Below are 22,546 nucleotides of genomic sequence, written 5' to 3' on the forward strand. Positions count from 1 at the left end.
AGGGGGGGGTTCATCGGCGGCTCCAGTCAGGGGGGAGGGAAGCGGCTCCCCTCGGACCTTGTCAAGCGGGGGGTGGACACATCCCCCTAGCCAGCTTCATGCCGGGTCCGGATTCCGAGGGGTTGCACGTTCGTCTCCCCACCAATCCACGACAGTCCTGCCCTGCACTCGCCCGTTGGCATTCCCCCCGCCCCGGCCGATGATGGCCCCTCCATGGCCCGGCGCGAACCGCAGACCCTCGAGCACCTCCTCCCCCGCGTCCTGGCCCGTCTGGCCGAGCAGTCCGGGAAGGCCGATACCCTCACCCCGGTGTGGAACGCCGCGGTGGGCGCCCACATCTCCAAACACACCCGCCCCTACACCCTCGAGGGGGGCACGCTGGTGGTCACCGTGAGCAGCGCCGAGTGGGCGCACACCCTGTCCCGACAGGAGTCCACCCTGCGCGAGCAGCTCAACGCCCGACTGGGAGCGGGCGCCGTGTCCGCCCTCACCTTCCGCCTGGAGTAGCGATGCTCGTCCTCGCCCTCAGTGCCCTGCTCGCGGCCACCCCGCTGACGTCCGGCTCCATGGAGCAGCAGGCCCAGCGCCACCTCCTCCAGGAGTTCGAGCGGGTGGGCCGGCGCGCCCCCCAGGTGGACCCCGCGCTCTCCCAGGCCGCGCGCACCCTGGCCCAGGCGGCGCTCGATGACAGCCCCTCGGGCGCGGTGGAGCTGCTCGCCCTCACCCAGGCCCTCAGCGACGCGGGCGGGGCCGATCCCAGCCCCCGCTCCTACGTCATCCGCGCCTGGGCCCGGGACCACGCCCTGGGCACCCTGCTCGACCGCAAGGACTTCAACCAGGAGCCCGCCTCCCACGTGGGCGTGGGCGTGGCGGTGCAGGGCGAGCGCGCCTCCATCGTCGTGCTGCTCGCCGAGCGCAAGGCCATCCTGCAGCGCTTCCCCCGCTCCTTCGACAAGCCCGGCCTCGGCCAGAGCCTGTGCGGCGAGCTGGTGCCCCCCCTGCGCTGGACCGAGGTCTACGTCACCCGCCCCGACGGCGGCGTGGAGCGCCCTCCCCTCACCCGCGAGTCGGGCCCCTCCTTCTGCACCCGGCTCCTCTTCCCCACCGAGGGCCGCTACACGGTGGAGCTCATCGGCCGCGGCGACAAGGGACCCGAGGTGGCGGCCCTGTTCCTCGTGGACGTGGGCGCCTCGCGCCAGAAGGGCGAGCGCGAGCGCGTGGTGGAGCCCACCACCGTGGAGGCCGCCCGCGTCGCGGTGCTCGCCCGCATCAACGCCCTGCGCCGCGCCCACGGGGCCCAGGAGCTCGCGCTGGACGACACCCTCACCACCGTGGCCCAGGCCTACAGCGAGCGCATGGCGCGTGAGGGCTTCTTCGCCCACGTGGCCCCGGACGGCTCGGACCTGCGCGGCCGTCTGGCCGCCGTCTCCGGCCAACGCTACCGCACCGCCGGTGAGAACCTCGGGCTGGCCTCCGGGCCCCTCGCCGCCCACTTCGGCATCGAGCACAGCCCTGGCCACCGCAGCAACCTGCTCGGCGTCCAGTACACCCACGCGGGCATCGGCGTGGCCTTCCAGCAGGTGGACGGGCGCGACCAGGTCCTCCTCACCGAGGTCTTCGCCTCCAATGGCGCCGCCACCGTCAGCGAGCCCGTGGATCCGCTCGAGGAGGCCTACAAGGCGCTGGCCAGCCACCGCGCCACGCGCGGCCTGCCCCCGCTGGAGCGCAACCCCGTGCTGGAGCGCATCGCCCTGGACCATGCCCGGCGCGCGCTCGCGCTGGACCAGCCCAAGGTGCAGCTGCCCGGCTCCAAGGTGCACGACCGCGTCTTCAGCACCCTGGAGGAAGCCCGGAGCGCCTCGGTGGACTTCTACGTGACGGAGAGCCCTTCCCTGCTCCCGGACTCCAAGAGCCTCGGGGACCGCAAGAACACCACCGTGGGCGTGGGCGCCGTCCGCGGCGACTCGCGCACCTACGGGAAGGGACAGTACTGGTTGGTCATCATCTACGCCGCCACGCGCTGAGCGTGGCTCCCGGCCAGCCAGCCGGGAGCCTGAGTCGCGCGCGACGTACCGCCCTAGATGGCGCGGCGCTGCGTGGCGTAGGCCTCGATGCCCATCTGCGGCGGAGCCACTTGCTGGTTCATCGGGCACTTCACGCAGGTGAAGGACTGCCACCCCCGACGCACCGCCTCATCGAGGCAGTTGTCGTAGTAGTTGCAGTTGAGGTTGCGATGCGTCTCGACGCCGGCCCGCTTGGGCCCGGCCTCGGGGTTGATGGTCTGCGGCAAATCAGTCGGACACGGCTTCAGCATGGAACGGAGCCCTCCCAGTAGAGCTGTGTTTCCCCCCCGAACGCATGGGGCCGACAACGGCCCGGAGCGCAATAGGTGCCTCATCGGCGACCTTTCAGGTCATGCAACCAGGAACGGCTGCGCAACCTATTGAAGCGCCCCCTTTTGACGCAACGGGCCAGGACCGCTAACGCCAAGTAAAACCCATTTCACGGGTGCTCCCAGGACATCTATCGACCACTGGTGAACAGCCGCGACCTGCCGTGGCGGGGGCCGATCTAGGGCTTGTTGGCCCGGCTGTCAAACCACCCCCGGGTCGGGCAGAAGTTCAGCTGATGCACGGAGAGGGTGGGAATGGACGTTTCCTGGCTTCCGTTGGGAGTCCTCCGTTCAAAGTCAAAGGAGATGCACATGCGGCGGTGGACCGGGACGGGCCTGCTCACGGTGGTGTTGGGCTCGGGAGTGGCGGGGGCACAGTCCTCGGCGACGTTGGAGTCCGTCCGGCTGCACCGCGACGACGCCCGCGCGCTCGCCCGCAAGGACCTGGAGGCCTGCACGGCCAGCAAGTGCCCGGATTCCGGCCGCATTTCCCTGCTCGCCGGCACCCTGGCCCTGGCCGAGGGGGATGTGGCGGAGGCTCGCACCCTGCTGACCGGGGCCCGCGTCTCCGAGCCGCTCCAGCCCTTCCTGGCCTACTACCAAGGTCAGGCGCACTTCTACGCCGGGGACGCGGCGGCGGCGGCGGCGGCCTTCGGCCGGGCGGTGGAGAAGGCCTCGCCGGCCCTGCTGCCCCGGGCGCGTGCCCGGCTGGGCGAGTCGCTGCTGGCCGCGGGCAAGGCGGCGGAGGCCGCCCCGGTGCTGGAGACGGCCGCCAACGAGGAGGCCTCGGCGGAGCTGCTCTACCAGCGGGCCCAGGCGCGGGCCGCGGTGGGCAATGCCCCGGGTGAGCGCGCGGACTTGAAGGCGGTGGCGCTGCGCTACCCCTCCCACCCGTACGCGGACGAGGCGCTGGCGAAGCTCGAGGCGCTCAAGCCGCCGCTGCGGCTGACGCTCGCCGAGTCCCTGCAGCGGGCGCGCGGGCTGCTGGAGGCGGGCGCGGCGAAGCGCACGCTGGAGGAGCTGGAGAAGGCCGAGGCCCACAAGCTGGTGCGCAAGCAGGACAAGCCCGAGGTGGCGCTGGTGCGCGCCCAGGCCCTCTACGCCACCGGACAGAAGGACGAGGCGGAGCAGGCGCTGGCCGTGGCGCGCCAGGGGCCTCCCAAGGTGGCCGCCGAGGCCGCCTACGTCACCGCGCGCCGTGCCCTCAAGGCCGACGACAACGAGACGGCGCGCAAGCTGATGGCGGCCGTGGAGAAGGCCTTCCCCAAGGAGGAAGTGGCCGACGACGCGGGCTACTACGTGGGCTGGCTCGACTTGCAGGCCGGGCGCTTCGAGGACGCGGTGAAGGCCTTCGCGGCCTTCGACCAGCGGCACGCGCGCTCGCGGCGCCGCGACGAGGCCATGTGGTACCGCGCGCTGGCCCACATCCGGTTGGAGCAGTACGGCAAGGCGCGCGAGGCGCTCGACACGCTGGTGGACGCCTTCCCGCGCAGCAGCCTGGTGCCGCAGGCGCGCTACTGGGCGGCCCGCAGCCACGAGCTGGAGGGCGCCAAGGCGGACGTCACCGGGCCCGGGTACGAGTCCGTCATCACCAGCGCGCCCAGCTCGTACTACGCGCTGCTCGCCTCCGAGCGGCTGCGCGAGCTGGGCCGCGAGCCGCCCCCGCCCTTCCCCGAGGCCCCCAAGCAGGTGGAGGCCCAGGAGGTGCCGGCGGAGCTGAAGCTGGCGGTGGCGCTCACCGAGGCGGGGCTGTTCCGCGACGCGGCCGAGGAGGTGCAGGCCCGCACCTCGCGCATCCGCAACCAGGAGCAGGCGCTGACGTTCGCGCACGCGCTGCTGCGGCTGGGCGAGTACGGGCACGCGCACGCGGTGGCCGCGAGGCACCTGTGGGGCCGGGCCTTCGGGGCTCGGGTGCCCGAGGCGCTCGCCGCCTTCTACCCTCGCGCCTTCGCCAACGCGGTGGAGAGCGAGGCCACGCGCTACCAGGTGAGCCCCTTCCTCGTGTGGGCCATCATGCGCCGCGAGAGCGCCTTCCGCCCCGAGGTGGCCAGCGCCGCCGACGCGCGTGGGCTCATGCAGGTGATTCCGCCCACGGCCCGGGCCATCGCGAGGAAGCTCTCGGAGCCGGAGCCGGCGCCCGCGGAGCTGTTCTCGCCCTCGCTGAGCATCCGCTACGGGGCGTGGTACCTCGCGCAGCTCATGGAGCGCTTCTCGCACCCGGCGCTCGCGGCCGCGGCCTACAACGCCGGCCCGGACGCGGCGGTGAAATGGGTGAAGGACAAGGGCTCGCTGCCGTTGGACCTCTTCGTCGAGGAGATTCCGTTCCGCGAGACGCGCGGCTACGTGAAGCAGGTGCTGGCGGACCTGTACCTCTACCAGTCCTTCTACGGGAAGGACGCCGCGCCCAAGCGGCTGTCGCTCACCGTGCCCGCGCCCGCCACCCAGGGCGTGAGCTTCTGACAGCTCAGCTCGACTCGGCCGGCGCGTGGCCGCTCCCGGTGCCCACACCCCAGGGCTTGCTCTGGGGTCGTGGCGTCGCGTCCGGCAGCTCGACCTTGCCCGTCTTCACCACCGCGTAGCCGACGCCGACGACCAGCGAGCCGACGACGATCGACAGCAGGTACAGCAGCACGTGGTTGACGGCGTTGGGGATGAGCAGCACGAACAGTCCGCCGTGCGGGGCCATCAACTGCACGCCGAAGAACATCGACAGCGCGCCCGTCAGTGCTCCGCCGATCATGGACACCGGAATCACGCGCAGCGGGTCCTTGGCCATGAACGGAATCGCGCCTTCGGAGATGAAGCACAGGCCCAGCACCAGGGACGCCTTGCCCGCTTCACGCTCCGGCTCCGAGAACTTGGCCCGGGCGAGGAGACTCGCGATTCCCATGCCGATCGGCGGCACCATGCCGGCCGCCATGATCGCGGCCATGGGTCCGTAGGCGCCCTCCGACAGCAGACCGACGCCGAAGGTGTAGGACGCCTTGTTGATCGGACCTCCGAGATCGAAGCACATCATCGCGCCGAGCAGCAGTCCGAGCAGGATCGCGTTGCCCGAGTTCATGTTCCTCAGGAACCCCGTCACCGAGGACATGATCGCCGCCATGGGCGTACCGACGACGTAGATCATCACCAGCCCGGTGATGAGGCTCGCCACCAGCGGGATGATCAGGATGGGCTTCAGCGATTCCACGCTGGTCGGCAGCTTGACGTAGCGGCTCAGGCCTCGCGCCGCGTAGCCCGCGACGAAGCCGGCGACGATGCCTCCGAGGAACCCCGCCCCCAGCTCACTCGCCAGATACCCACCAATCATTCCGGGTGCGAGTCCAGGCCGGTCCGCGATCGAGTACGCGATGTAGCCGGCGAGCAGCGGCACCATCAGCTTGAAGGCCGTACCGCCGCCGATCCGCATCAGTGCCGCCGCCAGCGTGCCCTCCTGCTTGAAGGCATCGATGCCGAACACGAACGACAGCGCGATCAGCAGGCCGCCCGCGACGACCATCGGCAGCATGAACGACACGCCAGTCAGCAGATGCTTGTAGGGCCCTCGCCGATCACCCTGCCCGCTCGCGCCGCCTGAAGCCGCCGGACGGCCCGCCTCGCCGCCCAGGACCTGCGCCTTCTCCAGTGCATCGTGAATCGTCTGACCGGACTTCTTCAGCGCGACACCGGTGGAGGTCCGCCACACGCGCTTGCCGACGAACCGCGAGGAGTCCACCTCGATGTCGCAAGCGAGGATCACCACCTCGGCGTCCCGGATCTCCTCCGCGGTCAGCGCGTTCTGCGCGCCCACCGAGCCCCGCGTCTCGACGCGGATGGGATGCCCCAGCTCGCTCCCGGCCCGGGTGAGCGCCTCGGCCGCCATGAACGTATGGGCCACGCCGGTCGGGCAGGCGGTGACGGCCACGATCTTCTTCTCGCCTGGGGCGGACGACCGCGCCACGGGCGTCGCGGGTGCCCCTTCGAGGGCGCTGGCAGCCGAGGTCAGCGTCCTGGCCTCGCTCTCGGCGCGCTTCAGGAAGGCGTCCGGGTCCGGCAGGGCTTGGGCGATCGGCGCCTGATAGACGCGCTTGCCGACGAACCGCGCGAGATCGACCGGTGCGCTCGCCGCGACGATCACCAGGTCGGCGGCATCGAGCTTCGCCCTGTCGACGGGCACGAGCGGCTCGAGCCGGCTGTGCATCTCCACGGCCGTGGTCCAACCCCGCCGCGCCGCGGCACGCTCGAGCCCGCGAGCGGCCAGGAAAGTCGTGGCCACCCCGCTGGGGCAGGCCGTGATGACAATCACGTTCATCCGTGCGTCTCCCCGGGGAGAGGGTCCACGGTCAGTCCGCGGACTTCGGTTTGTTGCTGGAGCTGCTCGAAATCCGTGGCATCCGGATCGCCGACGCCGATGTGGCGCACGGACTCGGCGGCGAGCGCCGTCGCGAAGCGCAGGCCGCGCTCACGGGGCCACCCGGACAGGACACCGTGCAGCGTGCCGGCCAGCAGCGTATCGCCCGCGCCCACCGTGCTGACCACCTGAACCCGTGGCGATGCGGCCATCAGCGCGGTGCCGCGCCGTGCCCAGATCACCCCCTCGGCGCCGGCGGAGAGCAGCACGTCATCGACGCCCTCGGCATTGAGCCGCAACGCCGCTCGGAGACGCTCTTCGGGAGTGTCGAGCGGGCGGCCGGCCCATTCGGCCAGCTCGGTCTCATTGGGTTTGGCGCCCGTGGGCCGCGCGGCCAGACCCGCCAACAGGGCCGGGCCACTGGTGTCGAGCCACACCGGCACCCGGAACTGGCGGATGACGGTGACGAGCTCGGCGAGCTGCGTCGGCGTGACGTTCGGTGGCAGGCTGCCGCAGATCGCGATCGCATCGAGTCCCGGCAACAGCGTCCACAGGCGCTCGGTCAGCGCCTCCAGGGAGTGCGCCGGAATCCGCGGGCCCGAGCCGTTCAGGTCGGTGACACGCCCGTCCGGCTCGGAGAGCTTCGCGTTGATGCGCGTCTCGCCCGGCACCCGGATGAACGCGTCGTGCAGTCCGCAAGCGGCGAAGGCCCGCAGGAAAGCCGTCTCGTTGTCGGCGCCGAGCAGGCCCGAGACGGTGACGTCATGCCCCAGCCTCCGGAGGACGCGCGCCACGTTGATGCCCTTGCCAGCGGCGTCGATGCGAGTGCTCTCCGTGCGGTTGACTTCACCGAGCCGGAGCGGCCCGACGCGGATCGCGAGATCCAGGGCGGGGTTCAGCGTCACCGTGAGGACCCGTGCCATCAGGCCACCTCCAGGGCTTCACGCACCGCGGCGGCGGTCGGCTGTCTCAGCGCGAGCTCGGCCAGCTCCCGCGCCCGAGGCAACGTCAGCTCGCGGATGGCGGCCTTCACCAGCGGCACGCGGCGGCTGCTGACGGACAGCTCATCCACCCCCAGGCCCACCAGCACCGGGATCGCCTGCGGATCGGAGCCGAGCTCGCCGCAGACCCCGACCCAGCGGCCCTCGGCATGGGCGGCCTCCACCGTCAGACGGATCAGCCGCAGCACGGCCGGATGAATCGCATCGGACTGCACGGACAACCGCGGATGGCCGCGATCGATCGCGAGCGTGTACTGGGTGAGATCATTCGTGCCGATCGAGAAGAAGTCGGCCTCCTTCGCGAGCGTGGGCGCGAGCAGCGCACAGGATGGCACTTCGATCATCACGCCGAGCTGGACGTCGGACGCCTTCACCTCGGCCTGCACGCGATCGAAGATGGCCTTGCCCGCGCGGAACTCCTCGATGTCCTTGACCATCGGGAACATGATGCGCAGCGGGCGGGTGCCGGCGGCGGTCAGCAACGCACGGAGCTGCGTCTCGAGCACCTCCGGCCGCGTCAGCGTGAGACGGATGCCGCGCAAGCCGAGGAACGGGTTCTCCTCCCGCGGCATCGGCCAGTACGCCAGCGGCTTGTCGCCCCCGACATCGAGCGTACGCGCCACCAGCGGGCGCCCCGCCAGCGCGTCGAAGGCCTCGCTGTACTCGGCGATCTGCGTCCCCAGGTCCGGCTCCTGCGGATGCACCATGAAGACGAACTCGGTGCGCAACAGGCCAATCGCCTCGGCTCCGCGCTCGACGGCATCGGCGGTATGCGCGGTGTTGCCGAGGTTCGCGGCGACTTCGACCAGGTGGCCGTCGCGCGTGCGCGCCTCCTCGTGGCGCCGGGCGTAGGCCTCCCGCTTCAGCACCTCCTGCTCCTCGATGCGTCGCTCGGTGCGCTGACGGCGCGCCAGGCTCGGAGCGGAGACGACGCGCCCGCTCTCCCCATCGACGATCAGCTCGACGCCGGTGGTCAACGCCAGCACGCGTTCGCCGGCCCCCACGACGGCGGCGATGCCGAGTGCCCGCGCGAGAATCGCACTGTGCGAGGTGGCTCCGCCGCGCGCGGTGACGATGCCGCGCACCTTCGCCGTATCCAGCCGCGCGACGTCGGACGGCCCGACATCATCGGCCACCAGGATGTAGGGCTGCTCTGGTGGCATCGGCATCTCGACGCCGCACAGCAGGCCGAGCACGCGGCGGCCCACATCGCGCAGGTCCGCGGCGCGTTCGGCCAGCAATTGATCGGCGAGGGCCTCCTGCGTGCGCGCCGCGGTGTCGATCGCGCGCCACCAGCCGGCTTCGGCCGACGCGCCTTCGCCGATGGCCTCGTTGGCCGCCTCGCGCAGCCCCGGGTCTTCCAGCATCTCCGCGTGGATCGACAGGATCTTCGCGACTTCCCCACCGACCGCCCGCTGCACCAGTGCTTCGAGCTGCTTGCCGGCGCCGTCGAGCGCTTTCACGAGCCGTTCGCGCTCCCGTGCGGCGTCGTCCGCCCGCTCGGCGTAATGGAAGTCCGGCAGGCGCAGCACGTAGGCAGGCGCGATCGCGACGCCCGGCGAGGCCGGCACGGCCGTCAGGGGCTCGTCGGGCACCGGCGCGACGACCGGCTCCACCACCCGGGTGACGCGGGGAGCCACCTCCTCGCGCGTCTCCTCGAGCGGCGTCACCGGCTCCCCGAGTCCTCCCCGCACGGCTTCCACCAGCGCCGAGAGGGCCTGGGCGGCGCCCTCTCCCTCGGCGGAGAACACCAGCGTCTGGCCCCGCCGCGCGCCGAGCCCGAGGATCTTCGTCAGACTCGTCGCGGAGACCGCCTCGCCATTGCCTTCGAGCAGGCGGACGCGGATGCGCGCGGTCTGCGCTCGCGCCACCTGCACCAGCTCCCGGGCTGGCCGCGCATGCAGGCCGTGCGCATTGCGCACCCGGACGCGGGCGGTCTCGGCCTGGGCGGACTCGCCGGACAGCCGCGACAGGATCTGATCCGCGGGCAGGCCCACGAGCCGCTCGCCTTCGCCACGTGCGAGCAGCTCGTCGACACGCACGAGCAGGGAGCGATGCGCGTCCCCATGGGCCGCCAGACAGAAGACCCCGACGACATCTCCGGCGTCATCCCGGAAGCGCCGCTCCGGCGTCGCCAGCGACAGGGCCGGTGTCTTGACGCCGGAAGTGCCGAACACGAGCCAGAGCCCCTGCCCCAGCGCCAGCGGCTGCTGTCCGGCGATCGCCGCGACGAAGCTCGCATCCACGCAGCCGACATGGCGCAGGCGCGCCGCGGCGGCCAGGGCCAGCTCCAGACGGTCTCGGGCGGGCAGGCCCAGACAGAGCGTCTCCGAGTCGAATCTCGCCATCACCGGCATGCGGGAGAGCGTCGCGATCACCTCGTCGGCGTTCTTCGCTCCCGCCAGCGTCTCGGCCACGCCCTCGCGATCCAACACGTGCGTGAGCTGGCGCAGGATGTCGAGGTGCTCGTCGGACTGCGCGGCGATCGTCACCAGCAGGTTCACCCGGGAGCCGTCGTGCCACGGGACGCCTTCTGGAAACTGAAGCACGCGCACGCCGGTGGAGCGCACGTGGCGCCGGCTCTCCGGCGTGCCATGCGGAATGGCGATGCCGTGGCCGAGATAGGTGGAGGACTGCGCCTCGCGAGCAAGCAGGCCCTCGCGGTACTCGGCCGAGACACGGCCGGCCTGCACGAGTGCCTCGGCGGCCTGCTCCAGCGCCGCACGCCAGTCCGCGGCACGGCAGCCGAGCCGGACGTCGTCCCGCGTCAGCGTCAGCATCCCGTTGCACCTCCTCCAGCGAAGCTAACAATCCGCTTGCCGAAGAGAGGGCGACGCACCGGTTTTCTCAGGTTTCCTGAATTTCAGGTTGCCTTATAGGCGGATGCTCTCCTATCATCTCGCCCGCTTCCTGTGCGCTGACCAGCCAAGCGGAATCGAGATCGAGATGAAGAAGCTCTTCCTGTGTGCCCTCACGGTGGTGATGGCGGTGGGTTGTTCGAACGGACCGGCGGAAGTCGTTGACGAGGCGGAAGGCTTCGCCCTCCTCAAGCACGACGCGACCACGCTCGAGGCCACCTACGCTTCGGGCGGCGCGTCCGTTCGCATGCTGGCGGTGGAGACCTCGGCCAACGTCGTGGAGGTCACCTACGACTTCGGTGACCCGGTCGTCGGCTTCCACATCGACTACAACCAGGGCGTCGGCAAGTTCATGCCGAGCGGCAGCCCGCTCGATGCGGCGCAGGCCCAGCTGATCAACCACCTGCTCGAGGGCGTCTCGAACGCCGTGCCGGAGCAGGACGCGCGCACGCGCATCGAGGACGTGGCGGTGCGCCAGACGAGCTTCATGCAGATCGTTCCGGTGGGCGAGCCCCTCTCGGCGTACCAGTACGTCTCGGCGCGCGGCTGGACCCACATCTCCTGCACCTGCGGCAGCCAGAACATCGGCGGCTACACCCGCCAGGCCGGCCGGGGCTGCGGCTGCACCGGTGGCTCGGGCCAGGGCTGCAAGGGCCGCTGCGGCCAGGGCTGCGGCATCACCAGCACCCCCGCGTGCGTGGGCTCGACGGCGTACACGCAGGACTGCGCCAAGCACGACTACGGCCTGGGCAGCTTCTCGGCCGCCTCGGACGACTATTCGTTCGCGGGCAACAACTGCAGCTGCAGCGGGGTTGGCACCTGCTACTAGCACCCTTTCCCAAGACGCTCGTCGCGTTGGCCGTCGTCGCGGGCCTGGCCCTCGGCTGCCGTCGCTCCTCGAGTGACTGTCCCGATGACGCGCGGCTGCATGGCCGCGCGCCACCGGCGGGGAGCCTTCAATGGTGCGCGAAGCCCGACGGCAAGAAGCACGGCCGTTGGGTGGAGTGGCACCCCAACGGCCCGCTCAAGACCGAAGGCAGCTACGTCAACGGCAAGATGGAAGGCCGCTGGGTGAGCTACTTCGAGACCGGCGTGAAGCAGCTCGAGGGCGATTACCGCGGTGGCCTCAAGCACGGCACGTGGACCCTCTATTACGAAGAGGGACAGAAGAACCGCGAGGAGGTCCACTCCGCCGGCTCGCAAGAGGTGAAGTGGGTCGCGTGGCGCTCGGACGGGCAGAAGTGGGCCGAAGGGACACTGCTCGCGCAACGCGCGCAGGGCTCCTACTCGGAATGGCACCCGAACGGAACGCTGGCCGCGCAGGGCCACTACGCCAATGGCGAGAAGGCCGGGGAGTGGAAGTACTGGGACGTCGACGGCAAGTCCTCCGTCGAGGCTCAGGGTGACTTCGCGAAGGACTGAAGCCGTGCCCGGTTCATCGCGTCCCCGAGAGAAGGCGTGAGGCTCCAGCACCCGCTGGGGCCTGTCGTCATGCTGCTCCTCCTCGTGGGCGCGTGTGATGGGCCGCCCGAGCCCGCGCCCTCGGTGGAGCGGCAAGCGGTGATTGGCGGCGCGCTCGAGCCCGGCTACCCGGCCGTGGGGGCGCTCGTCCCCGTCTCACCCCTCTGTGGCGAGCCGGACGAGGCCTCGCCGGTCACCTGCACGGGCACGCTGGTCGCGCCCCGGGTCGTCCTGACCGCGGCCCACTGCGTGGAGAGCCCCGAGGTCTCGCAGGTGCTCTCGGTGGTGTTCGCGTCCGAGGCGGCGCGGGCACTCACCGCCGAGCGCGTGCGCGTCGTCGAGGGCCGGCTGCACCCCGCCTACCCTTCCTGGAACGCGGGAGAGAACGACATCGGTGTGCTGCTGCTCGCCGAGGACGCGCCCGTCGCGCCCGTGCCGCTGCTCGGATCGGCGCTGCCGGCGGACGTGGTGGGGCGGACCACCCGGGTGGTGGGATTTGGCCTCGACGACCACGGAAGGACTGGCAGCCGGCGCAGCGGCACCGCCCGGGTGACGGCCGTCGAGGCGGGGACCTTCTCCATCGTGGTCGCGCCCGCGATGTCGTGCGGCGGTGACAGCGGCGGTCCGTCATTCATGGAGATCGACGGCACCGAGCGCGTCGTCGGCGTCACCTCGTATGGAGATCCCGCCTGCACGACGGGCACCAACATGCGCGTCGACGTGCATGCGGCCTTCCTCCAGTCGATCCTCGACGAGGTCGCGCGAGCACCGCCCACGCGGCCGCCGTTCGACCCGACGGTGGACGCGTGCACGGTGCGGTGCCAGGGCCACGCCGACTGCCCACTCGGGATGGCGTGCATCACCCAGCCCGGGGGGGCAAGGAGCTGCGCGGTGGCGGGCCTCGAGGCCGGTCGCTTCGGCGCGGACTGCACCGGGCCCGAGGGCGAGCGGCTGTGCGTGAAGGCGGGCGAGGCGTGCCGGCTGTGGCTGCCCTGTGCCGAGGCCGAGACCGAGCTGCGCGGGGGGGGCTGCGCGGTCACGCGGAGTGGCAGTGGCGCGGAGGGAATGCTCGCCGCGCTGCTCGCATGGGTGGCCTACTCCCGCCGTCTCCAGGCCGCCGGGGTGAGGCCATGGACTCGCCGGAAGAGCCGGATGAAGTGCGTCACGTCCGCGTAGCCCACGCGCTCGGCGATGACGTCCACGTGCTCATCCGTCCCTCGGAGCCGCCTGCGGGCCTCCGCCATCCGGCGCTCCAGAATCCAGTCACCCACCGTGCGGCCCGTCTCGCGTTGGACGATGGCCGCCACATGCGTGGAGGAGCGCCCCAGCGCGGCGGCGACGTCCGCGAGGGACAAGGGCTTGAGGCCATTCAGCTCGATATAGGAGAGGGCGCGCCGGGCCAGGCCGAGGCTCGCGGTCATGGGAGCTGGGGTGGGAGCCGCCATCCGCTCCAGCTCCACCAGGACGAGTCGCAGGAGCGCGCCCAGCGCCTCGTCACGGCCCCTCGCGTCCCCAGCGACTTCCACCGCGAGTGCGCGCAACCACCCCACCAGCCGCCGGCGCTGGGCGGGCGAGGGGCGCAGCACGGGATGGCAGCCACTCCGCACGTGCAGGAAGGGACGGAGGAGCGGCGCCGACTCGTCTCCCCAGCTGTCCCCCTGCGTCACCGCTTCGGGGTGGAACGCGAGGGCCCATCCCGCCGCGTTCTCGAAGTGCGCGGACCCGTGGGAGTCCCCTGGCGGAATGAGATGAACGTCCCCAGCGCGAAGGGTCTGCTCCCCCGCGTGCCGCACCCTCGACGTCCCGCGCGTGATGAGAATGACGACGGCGTAGGAGTGGACGAAGGGGCCCGGGGGATGACTCGCCCCTTGTCGATGCTGTCCATAGGGACCTACCCACAAGGGTAGCCGTCGCGCCACGAACTCCTCGTGAGACGGTGTGGCTCCCGGCGCGCCGCGTGCTCGGCTCCTTGGCATCCGCTCGTCCTAGGCCAGGTGCGACACGGCTTCAATCCGGAGCGCCCGCCTCCTCCGCCCCCAGGCCGGTGGGTATGATCTCGCGCCATGGCGAATATCGCGATCGTAGGCGCGGGTCAGGCGGGGCTCTTCCTGGGCTTCGGGCTGCTCGAGGATGGGCACGAAGTCACACTGTTTTCAGATCAGACCAGCGATGCGATCCTGAAGGGTCGCCTCCCCTCGGGCATGGGGTTGTTCGAGGACGCGGTGAGGAAGGAAGCAGCGCTGGGGCTCACCTTCTGGGAAGACGTGATGACGCGGGGAGAAGGCGCGATCCTCGAGTTCATCAACCCCGACGGCAGCGTGGGGCTGCACATCTGCCCTCCCGTTGCGCGACCGCACCGGGGCGTGGATCAGCGGCTGAAGAACTCTCGGTGGATGCAGGAGCTGGAGCGCCGTGGCGCCGCCGTTCGCGTCGTCCCCCTGGCGAGCCCGGACGAGCTGGACAAGCACGTCGCCGGCTTCGACCTCGTCCTGGTGGCCACCGGCAAGGGTTCGATCTCCAGCCTGTTCGAGCGAGATCCCCAACGGAGCCCCTTCGCGAAGCCGCAGCGCCACCTCATCGGCATGCTCGTGAACAACTTCCGGCCCGACCTCCGCAGCGGCACCATCCGGGTCCTGCCGGGCGTGGGCGAGGTGATCATCACGCCGTTCTACGGCCGCGAGAACGTCAAGGGGCGCTTCCTCCTCCTCGAGGGCATCCCGGGCGGACCGCTCGATCAATTTCCCCGGGAGCTGTCGGGCCGCGAGCTGCTGGCGGCGTGTCAGCGGACCCTCCGCGCGTTGCTCCCCGGGCAGTTGGAGGATCTGAAGGATGCGGAGCTCCCCAGCGAGCAGTGCTGGCTTCGCGGAGCCCTCACACCCACCGTCCGTCATCCCGTGGGCCGGCTGGCCTCTGGCAAGGCGGTGCTCGGCCTGGGTGATGCCGTCATGCTGCATGATCCGCTGGCCGCCCAGGGAGGCAACAACGCCACCCACATGGCGGACTTCTATCGGAACCGCATCCGGGAGAACGCCGGGCGTCCCTTCACCGCGGAGTGGATGCAACGGACCTTCGATGACTTCTGGCAGGCCTATGGCCAATACGCCATGGGCGTGACGGCCGGCCTGCTCATGCCTCCAGCGCCTCACCAGCAGACGGTCCTCACCGCGGCGCACCACGTGCCCGGAATGGCCGAGGCGCTGATCGGAGGCCTGTACGACCCCAGGTCCCTCTTCCCCTGGTTCGTCGATCCCGCCTCCACCCGCGAGTTCCTGCTCTCCAAGGGAGTCCCCCCGGCGCTGATGGAGCGGCTCTGAGAATCCCAGGGCCGGCGGCGGGTGCCTGGTTACAGTAGAAACCTCACGGGACACCCAGGAGAGCGACACATGAAGACCCTTGGATTCATTGGTGCGGGAAACATCGGCGGCACGCTGGCGAAGCTCGCGGTCGACGCGGGGTACAACGTGGTGCTGAGCAACTCCCGAGGCCCGGAGACCCTCGCGGAGCTCGTCGCGAAGCTCGGCCCGAAGGCCAGGGCGGCGACGGTCCAGGAGGCCGCCGCGGCGGGGGACATCGTCGTGGTCACCATTCCCCTGAAGCACTACAAGTCGGTTCCGGTCGAGCCGCTCGTGGGCAAGATCGTGATCGACACCAACAACTACTACCCCGGGCGCGACGGCCATATCCCCGAGCTCGACTCGGAGAAGACCACCACCAGCGAGCTGCTCCAGGCGCACCTGCCCAGGTCGAAGGTGGTCAAGGCCTTCAACCACATCTGGTTCGAGCACCTCAAGGCGCAGGGGCAGCCCGCTGGCACGAAGAATCGCCGGGCGCTGGCCATCGCGGGTGACGACGCCGAGGCCAGGAAGAGCGTGGCCCGCTTCATCGACGCGATCGGCTACGACGTGGTGGATGTCGGCCCGCTCGCGGAGGGCTGGCGCTTCCAGCGCGACCTGCCAGCCTACAACGTCAACCTCGACGTGGACGGAATGAAGGCGGCCCTCGGCAAGGCCAAGCGCTACGCCGAGCTCGCGAAGCAGAGCTGACGCATGGGGCAACGGGGCGGGCCCGGATGAGCACCTCCTTCTCCTACGGCAGGCCGAGCGCATCCGCCGCCACTACTCCCCAGGCGACCGAGCGCCCGGGAGCTGAGTGCCGGCCAGGGGAACACCTCTAGGCGTCCCCTGCTCGGCGCGGTTAAAGTCCGCGCCCCGTGTCGCCTCCCCCCGACGAGATGTCCTTCTCGACCCGCAAGGAGCTCGAGGTCTGGGCCGAGGCCCACTTCGTCCAATACGCGCTCGCCACCTCCGCGGAGATCCTGCTCCCGGAGCTCCCGCTCAACGAGGCGCAGCGCAATGGACTCCGGCACGCGCTGGGTGGACTCGCGGTGCGCGATGTCGGCTCCAGAGAGGGCACCTCCCGTCACGGGGGCGCGCGAGGCAAGGGGCTCGAGACGGCGCTCGCGGAGGCGGCCTCGGCGTACCTTCATCAGGAGGCGGCGGCCGTCCAACAGGGACTCGCGGAGGAGCGCGAGCGTCGCGAAGCGCACCCCGACGCCGTGATTGCTCCACTCTGGGCACGCCTGCTCGAGTTGCGTCGCGCCGTCCGAGTCCTCGCCTTCCCGCGCTCGCGTGAGCGGCGCTCCACGGGAACGTGGGCTTTCGACGCGCAGGCGTGCACCTTCTCGTGGAAGGAGCGCGAGCGTGTCGTGCGCTCGGGTCCCGACTACAGCACGGTCGCTCCCCTCTCCCGGCTGACGATCCAGAGCGGCGGAGAGGCCCGGCTCGAGTGCAGCTGCTCCTCGCGGTCTCGGGCCTGCACCCACGGGCTCGCGCTGATCGACACGACGCTCGACCTGCTCGAAAACCCCGCCCGCGTCACCGAGGCACGGGCCCTGGTGGAGGAGCTTCTTCGTCCGAGCTGGGCACGGGCGCTGAAGGAGCTCGAGCTGTTCGAAGCCGAGGTGACGAAGCCCCGCGCGCCGATCGAGGTCTGGTGGTGCGTCGAGCATGAGCTCGGGACGCTCACGGTGTCACCGCTCGTGAAGAAGCAGACCCGTCGCGGCACGCTCAGCTCGGGTGCCCGGATGACGGCGGCACGGCTCCTCGAGGAGCACCGGGAGCTGCTCTCGGAGGCGGATCTCCGCATCGCGGAACAGCTCGCGTCCTGGGCGCCGGCCTCGCGTGCCGCGGGCACCTACCCCTCCCGGGCCTTCGTCGCACTGGTGGGGCATCCGCGCGTGTCGCGCGAGCTGCGCCCCGAGGAGCCGCTCGAGGTGAAGCGCGTGCGGCTCGGCTTCAACGCGCTCCCGGCCGAGGGCCACATCCGCCTCGAGCCATCAATCGAGGGAGAGCGCTTCAACCCAAAGCTGCTCGCGGCCCTGCTTCGCTCGTTCGCGCCGGGCGAGCCGCTGTTCACCGTCGAGGAGCAGCGTGGCCGCTGCCTGCTCATCGACGTGAACGACGAGGCGCGCCAGCTCTGGAACGTGCTCGAGAAGTACGGCGATCAGTTCCCACCGGAGAGCCACGAGCGGCTGCTCGAGCGGCTCTCTCGGCTGGAAGCGCGGCTTCCCCTCGTCGTGCCGAACACGATCAAGGGGCGGGAGCTTCAGACGGAGACGACGACCGTCGTCCGGCTCCGCCTGCTCCCCGACGTCTCCCTGGAGCTCGAGCTGCTCGTGCGTCCTGGCGCGGGAGCGCCGCTGTTCCATCCCGGAGAGGGGCCGCGGGACGTGCTGCTCGCCCGAGGAGGCGAGCGCGGCTACATCCGGCGTCAGTTGATGCTCGAAGAGGAGCGTGCCCGCGCCGCGCTGCGCCCGCTTCCCCTCGCCGGGGCCGAGGAGGGTCCACCGTTTTGCTTCCGGATGGGCGACACCGATGCCGCGCTGGAGCTCATCGCGGTGCTCCAGAATCCGCCCCAGGGGCTCGAGGTCGAGTGGGTGGACGAGAAGCCCTTCATCTCCTCCACCATGGGCCCCGAGGCGCTGAGGGTACAGGTTGAACGCAAGCGCGACTGGTTCGGCGTCTCGGGAGAGCTGAAGGTCGAAGCGGGAAGGCTCGAGCTAGCGGTGTTGCTCGACGCGGCCCGGAGACAGAAGCGCTTCGTGCGCATGGATGCGAACCGCTGGGTCGAGCTCAGCGACACCTTGCGGCAGCGACTGCTCGCGGTGGCGGATCACACCTTCATCGGCAAGAACCGGGTGGAGCTGTCCCCGGGCGCCGTCCCCGCCATCAGCGCACTGCTCGACGCGGGGGCGGACGTCGAGACCCCACCCGCGTGGCAGCTCCTGACCGAGCGCCTCGCGACCTCCCTGTCCCTCAAGCCGAAGCCGCCCGCCTCGCTCGAGACGACCCTGCGCGACTACCAGGTGGAAGGACATGCCTGGCTCAGCCGCGTCGCCGCGTGGGGCGCCGGGGCGTGCCTGGCGGACGACATGGGGCTCGGCAAGACGGTGCAGGCCATCGCGGTCCTGCTGGATCGCGCCCGGCTCGGCCCCGCGCTGGTGCTCGCACCCACGTCCGTTGCCTTCAACTGGGTCGAGGAGATTCAGCGCTTCGCGTCCAAGCTCCGTCCCGTGCTCTACGCGGAGCAGGCGGATCGGCTGGCGTGCCTCGCGAAGCTCAAAGAGGGCGACGTGCTCATCGTGAGCTACGGCCTGCTCGTGCGCGATGCCGCCCAGCTCGCGGCCATCTCCTTCGGCACGCTCGTCGTCGACGAGGCCCAGGCGCTCAAGAACCCCAACACGCGACGGGCACGCGCGGCGCGACAGCTCCAGGCGGGCTTCCGGATCGCGCTCTCGGGCACGCCGCTCGAGAACCATCTCGGCGAGCTGTGGAGCCTCTTCGCGCTCGTCTTCCCCGGGCTGCTCGGGAGCTGGGAGCAGTTCCGCGAGCGCTTCGCGCAACGGATTGAGCGCGCGAAGGATCCCGACGCCCAGGCGGCGCTCTCCCGCGTCATCCGTCCGTTCCTGCTCCGTCGGACCAAGCAGGAGGTCGCACGCGAGCTGCCTCCGAGGACGGAGATCCAGGTCCCGATCGCACTCTCCGAGGAGGAGTGGGCGCTGTACGAGGACGCGCGTCTGGCCGCGATCGCCGAGGTGAGTGACCAGGGCAAGGGGATCCGCAACGAGCAGCAGCGCTTCCAGGTGCTCGCGGCGCTCACGCGGCTGCGCCTCCTGGCCTCACACCCGCGCCTGTACGACGCCGAGTCCACCCTCACGTCCTCGAAGATGCGGCGCCTGCTCGAGCTCCTCACGGAGCTGCGCAGCGAGGGGCACCGTGCGCTCGTCTTCAGCCAGTTCACCTCGCACCTGGCGCTCGTCCGGGAGGAGCTGGAGCGCGCGGGGTTCACATACCTCTACCTCGACGGCTCCACGCCGGCAGGGACGAGGGCCAGGCTGATCTCCTCCTTCCAGAACGGAGAGGACGAGGTCTTCCTCATCTCGCTGAAGGCTGGCGGCACCGGCATCAACCTCACCGCCGCGGACTACGTCATCCACCTGGATCCCTGGTGGAATCCCGCGGTCGAGGATCAGGCGACGGATCGCGCGCACCGCATCGGGCAGACACGGCCGGTGACGGTGTACCGGCTGATCGCGCGCGGAACGATCGAGGAGCAGATCCTCTCGCTGCACTCGGACAAGCGCGCGCTCGTCGCGGGCGTGCTCGAGGGAACCGACGTGGCGGCGCGGCTCACGACGAAGGATCTCCTCGCGCTGCTCGCGGGCGGTGAAGCGCCCCGCGAGCGGGCTGACGAAGAAGACGAGGCGCCCCGCACCCGAACGGTGCATTGAGCGGCCAGCCCGGCCTGTCTCAGCGGGAGTGGCGTCGGTGAACGCCCTGCTCGCTCAACTTCCGGGCGAGATCTCGCGCGACCTCGAGGTCGAAGGGCTTGCGGAGCCACAGCAGGTCCGACCGGCCGATGCGCTTGGCGACCTCATCCCGGGAGATGTCCGAGAAGGCGCTGCAGATGGCCACCTCGAGCTGAGGGTCCTTCTCCAGCATGCGCACGATGGTCTCCAGCCCGTCCCAGCCCGGCGGCATCCGCATGTCGACGAGGGCGAAGGTGTAGGGACGCCCCTCCGACAAGGCGCTGACGACTTTCTGGAACCCCTCGCTGCCCTGCAGGGCGGTGTCGATGGAGAAACCCGCATCCACGGGCGCGGGCGGGGGGGCCCCGAAGATCTTCTTCTCGAGGTTGTCCAGGGAGGAGGGGCTCGCTCTCGGACCGAGCACGCGGCGCCACACCTTCAGGATGGCCGGGTCGTCGTCGACCACCAGGATGCGCTGCGGAGCCTGGGCGTCCATCCTGAGTCCGGCGGGCGAAGACGAGCGGAGCCCCGACCCAGGGGCCCCATCTTGGGCTCCAGCCATCCACACAACGTGAGGGGGTTGCCACTGGAGCGGAGTCGGCGGGGTGCAGCTCTTCGCCATTCGGTTGTCCTCCGAGCCATTCTACTTGGGTCTCGTAGAAAGGTGGAAGACAACCGCTCCCGGAGGGGCTCGCTCGCATGCCGGAGCACGAGCCTGCCCAGCAGGGGGGCGTACGCGCCAGGACTCAGGCCGTGGAGCCCTGGGCGTAGGCCACCGCGAGCTGCCCCGCGAAGCGGGCGTTGTTCGTCAGCAGCGCGAGGTTGGCGCGCAGGGTCTTGCCGCTGCTGCGCCGCGCCATCTCCGAGAGCAGGAAGGGCGTCACGGCCTTGCCGCGGATGCCCTGCCGGTCCGCCTCGGCCAGCGCCGAGGCGATGTGCAGTTCCACGTCGTTGCGCGGCAGGGACGTCTCCTCGGGCGGAGGCACCGTGAAGAGGATGCCCCCCTGCCCCAGCGTGTCGAAGCGGGCCCGGGTGACGCGGGCCGCCGCCTCGGGATCCTCGACGCGGTGCTCCAACATCAGCCCGGACGAGCGGCTGTAGAAGGACGGCAGCTCGTCGGTGCCCACGCCGATGACGGGCACCGCGGCGCTCTCCAGCGCCTCCATCGTCTTGGGCAGATCCAACACGGACTTGGCTCCGGCGCACACCACCGCCACCGGGAAGCGGGCCAGCGCCCAGATGTCCTGGGAGATGTCCAGGTGCTCGGCGACGCCGCGGTGCACGCCGCCGATGCCGCCCGTGGAGAAGACGCGGATGCCGGCCGCCGCGGCCAGCTCGCAGGTGGCGCTCACGGTGGTGCCTCCGGTGGCACCCCGAGCGATGGCCACGGCGAGGTCCCTCGAGCCCAGCTTCAGCAGACGCTCACGGCCCTCGGCGAGCCGGCGCATCTGGGACTCCTCGAGCCCGATGAACACCTGCCCGTCCATCACGGCGATGGGCGCGGGCACGGCGCCCGCCCGGCGCACGGCCTCCTCGCAGGCACGCGCCGCCCCGAGGTTGTCCGGGTACGGCAACCCCTGCGCCACCACGCTCGTCTCCAGTGCCACCAGCGGCGCACCCTGCTCCTTCGCGCGCCGGACCTCTTCGGAGTAACGCAAGTCCATGGCCGGCATATACGCCACGGGCGGGCGGGCGGGACAAGCGCGGAGCGTGGGACCGTTCCGCCCATGTCCGACTGTTGCCAGCGCCATCCGGGGGCGGTATGCCGCCGCTCGCCTTGAGCACCCCCAGCACCGTGGCCCCCCCGGCCGCCCCCCGCGCCCTCTCCCTCTCGGATCTCGCCCTCGTCCTCGTCGTCATCATCTGGGGTACGAACTACACGGTGGTGAAGGAGGCCCTGGGCTCCTTCCCGCCGCTGGCCTTCATGGCGCTGCGCTTCGGGCTCGCGGCGGTGGCCATGGCCGTGGTGCTCCACACGCGCGAGGGATGGAAGCCCCTGCCCCGCGCCACCCTGCTCAAGCTCGTGGGGCTCGGGCTCGTGGGCAACACGCTCTACCAGTTCTGCTTCATCATGGGCCTCGCCCACACCACCGCCGCCAACAGCGGGATGCTCGCCGCCGGCACGCCCGTGCTGACGGCCCTGCTGGGCGCCGCGCTGGGCGTGGATCGGCTCAGCCGGCCGCTCGCGATGGGACTGGTGCTCGCGGTGCCGGGCATGCTGCTCATCGTCAGCGCCCGAGGGCCCGACCTGGATGCCTCGACGCGCATGGGGGACTTCCTCATCCTCGGCGCCTCGCTGTGCTGGGCCCTCTACACGGTGGGCATCCGCTCGCTGGGCGCCGAGGTGTCCGCGCTGCGCATCACCGCGCTCACCATGCTCACCGGCGCGCCCGGGGTGGTCCTGATGGGCCTGCCCTCGGTGATGAGCCTGAAGCTGGAGAGCATCGGCCCGGGTGCCTGGTTCGGCGTGGTGTACTCGGCGCTCATCCCGCTGGTGCTCGCCTACGTCGTGTGGAGCCGCAGCGTGCAGGCGGTGGGCAGCAGCCGCACGGGCATCTACAACAGCGGCACGCCCGTGGTGGCGGCGACCACCGCGTGGCTCGTGCGCGGCGAGCAGCCCACCGGGTTGCAGATCGTGGGCGCGACGCTCGTCATCTCCGGCGTGCTCCTCAGCCGGAGGCACTGAGCCCCCGC

Annotated in this window: 17 protein-coding genes; 10 read left to right on the plus strand and 7 right to left on the minus strand. The window is 71.0% G+C overall.

Translation table 11 applies throughout. The features are described from left to right. Nucleotides 1-213 precede the first annotated feature (213 nt). Both VF697_RS30210 and VF697_RS30215 read left to right on the plus strand, forming a co-directional pair. Complete coding sequence (locus VF697_RS30210; RefSeq protein WP_331100321.1) at nt 214-507, plus strand: DUF721 domain-containing protein; 294 nt, start codon at nt 214-216, stop codon at nt 505-507. A 2-nt stretch (nt 508-509) separates the two neighbouring features. Beyond that, entirely contained in the window at nt 510-2,024 is a 1,515-nt protein-coding gene (locus tag VF697_RS30215) for a CAP domain-containing protein (RefSeq protein ID WP_331100323.1), read from the plus strand. A 53-nt stretch (nt 2,025-2,077) separates the two neighbouring features. Here the strand turns inward: VF697_RS30215 and VF697_RS30220 are convergent, their stop codons facing one another. Continuing rightward, on the minus strand, nt 2,078-2,311 hold the full coding sequence (locus VF697_RS30220; RefSeq protein WP_108076015.1) for a hypothetical protein: 234 nt from the start codon (nt 2,309-2,311) through the stop codon (nt 2,078-2,080). 393 nt (nt 2,312-2,704) lie between these two features. Here VF697_RS30220 and VF697_RS30225 point away from each other — a divergent pair, with 393 nt between their 5' ends. Continuing rightward, the gene (locus VF697_RS30225) at nt 2,705-4,852 is read left to right on the plus strand and encodes a transglycosylase SLT domain-containing protein (RefSeq protein ID WP_331100325.1); all 2,148 of its coding nucleotides are present in this window, start codon (nt 2,705-2,707) and stop codon (nt 4,850-4,852) included. Between the two features lie 4 nt (nt 4,853-4,856). Here VF697_RS30225 and VF697_RS30230 read toward each other — a convergent pair whose 3' ends face one another. The 3 genes from VF697_RS30230 to ptsP are packed head-to-tail and all read right to left on the minus strand — an operon-like array spanning nt 4,857 to nt 10,506. Continuing rightward, complete coding sequence (locus tag VF697_RS30230) at nt 4,857-6,686, minus strand: PTS fructose-like transporter subunit IIB (RefSeq protein ID WP_331100326.1); 1,830 nt, start codon at nt 6,684-6,686, stop codon at nt 4,857-4,859. Continuing rightward, on the minus strand, nt 6,683-7,648 hold the full coding sequence (gene pfkB / locus VF697_RS30235) for a 1-phosphofructokinase (protein ID WP_331100328.1): 966 nt from the start codon (nt 7,646-7,648) through the stop codon (nt 6,683-6,685). The genes VF697_RS30230 and pfkB overlap by 4 nt, the downstream gene beginning before the upstream one ends. Further along, nucleotides 7,648-10,506, minus strand: coding sequence for a phosphoenolpyruvate--protein phosphotransferase (gene ptsP, locus VF697_RS30240; protein WP_331100330.1), 2,859 nt, complete (start codon nt 10,504-10,506; stop codon nt 7,648-7,650). Before ptsP ends, pfkB begins: the two co-directional genes overlap by 1 nt. Before the next feature lie 166 nt (nt 10,507-10,672). Here ptsP and VF697_RS30245 point away from each other — a divergent pair, with 166 nt between their 5' ends. The 3 genes from VF697_RS30245 to VF697_RS30255 are packed head-to-tail and all read left to right on the plus strand — an operon-like array spanning nt 10,673 to nt 13,221. Then, nucleotides 10,673-11,413 (plus strand): hypothetical protein, encoded by a 741-nt coding sequence (locus VF697_RS30245; RefSeq protein ID WP_331100332.1) that lies wholly within the window; start codon nt 10,673-10,675, stop codon nt 11,411-11,413. Nucleotides 11,414-11,439: 26 nt separating this feature from the next. Then, nucleotides 11,440-12,006: a toxin-antitoxin system YwqK family antitoxin gene (locus tag VF697_RS30250; protein ID WP_331100334.1), complete on the plus strand. Its 567-nt coding sequence runs from the start codon at nt 11,440-11,442 to the stop codon at nt 12,004-12,006. Between the two features lie 36 nt (nt 12,007-12,042). Further along, nucleotides 12,043-13,221, plus strand: a complete 1,179-nt coding sequence (locus VF697_RS30255; RefSeq protein ID WP_331100336.1) for a S1 family peptidase — start codon at nt 12,043-12,045, stop codon at nt 13,219-13,221. Here the strand turns inward: VF697_RS30255 and VF697_RS30260 are convergent. Then, the gene (locus VF697_RS30260) at nt 13,140-13,964 is read right to left on the minus strand and encodes an AraC family transcriptional regulator (RefSeq protein ID WP_331100338.1); all 825 of its coding nucleotides are present in this window, start codon (nt 13,962-13,964) and stop codon (nt 13,140-13,142) included. The genes VF697_RS30255 and VF697_RS30260 overlap by 82 nt on opposite strands. Nucleotides 13,965-14,108: 144 nt before the next feature. Here VF697_RS30260 and VF697_RS30265 point away from each other — a divergent pair, with 144 nt between their 5' ends. The 3 genes from VF697_RS30265 (at nt 14,109) to VF697_RS30275 (ending at nt 19,834) form a co-directional block, all read left to right on the plus strand. Further along, nucleotides 14,109-15,359 (plus strand): styrene monooxygenase/indole monooxygenase family protein, encoded by a 1,251-nt coding sequence (locus VF697_RS30265; protein ID WP_331100340.1) that lies wholly within the window; start codon nt 14,109-14,111, stop codon nt 15,357-15,359. A 69-nt stretch (nt 15,360-15,428) separates the two neighbouring features. Then, complete coding sequence (locus VF697_RS30270; protein ID WP_331100342.1) at nt 15,429-16,088, plus strand: NADPH-dependent F420 reductase; 660 nt, start codon at nt 15,429-15,431, stop codon at nt 16,086-16,088. Nucleotides 16,089-16,255: 167 nt separating this feature from the next. Then, entirely contained in the window at nt 16,256-19,834 is a 3,579-nt protein-coding gene (locus tag VF697_RS30275; protein ID WP_331100343.1) for a DEAD/DEAH box helicase, read from the plus strand. A gap of 19 nt (nt 19,835-19,853) precedes the next feature. Here VF697_RS30275 and VF697_RS30280 read toward each other — a convergent pair whose 3' ends face one another. Both VF697_RS30280 and VF697_RS30285 read right to left on the minus strand, forming a co-directional pair. Then, nucleotides 19,854-20,348, minus strand: coding sequence for a hypothetical protein (locus tag VF697_RS30280; protein ID WP_331100345.1), 495 nt, complete (start codon nt 20,346-20,348; stop codon nt 19,854-19,856). Between the two features lie 250 nt (nt 20,349-20,598). Beyond that, nucleotides 20,599-21,516 (minus strand): pseudouridine-5'-phosphate glycosidase, encoded by a 918-nt coding sequence (locus tag VF697_RS30285; RefSeq protein ID WP_331100346.1) that lies wholly within the window; start codon nt 21,514-21,516, stop codon nt 20,599-20,601. 98 nt (nt 21,517-21,614) lie between these two features. Here VF697_RS30285 and VF697_RS30290 point away from each other — a divergent pair, with 98 nt between their 5' ends. Then, nucleotides 21,615-22,538 (plus strand): DMT family transporter, encoded by a 924-nt coding sequence (locus VF697_RS30290; RefSeq protein ID WP_331100348.1) that lies wholly within the window; start codon nt 21,615-21,617, stop codon nt 22,536-22,538. The last annotated feature ends 8 nt before the right edge of the window (nt 22,539-22,546 follow it).

The sequence above is a fragment of the Archangium sp. genome, assembly GCF_036388035.1.
Taxonomy (GTDB): Bacteria; Myxococcota; Myxococcia; order Myxococcales; family Myxococcaceae; genus Archangium.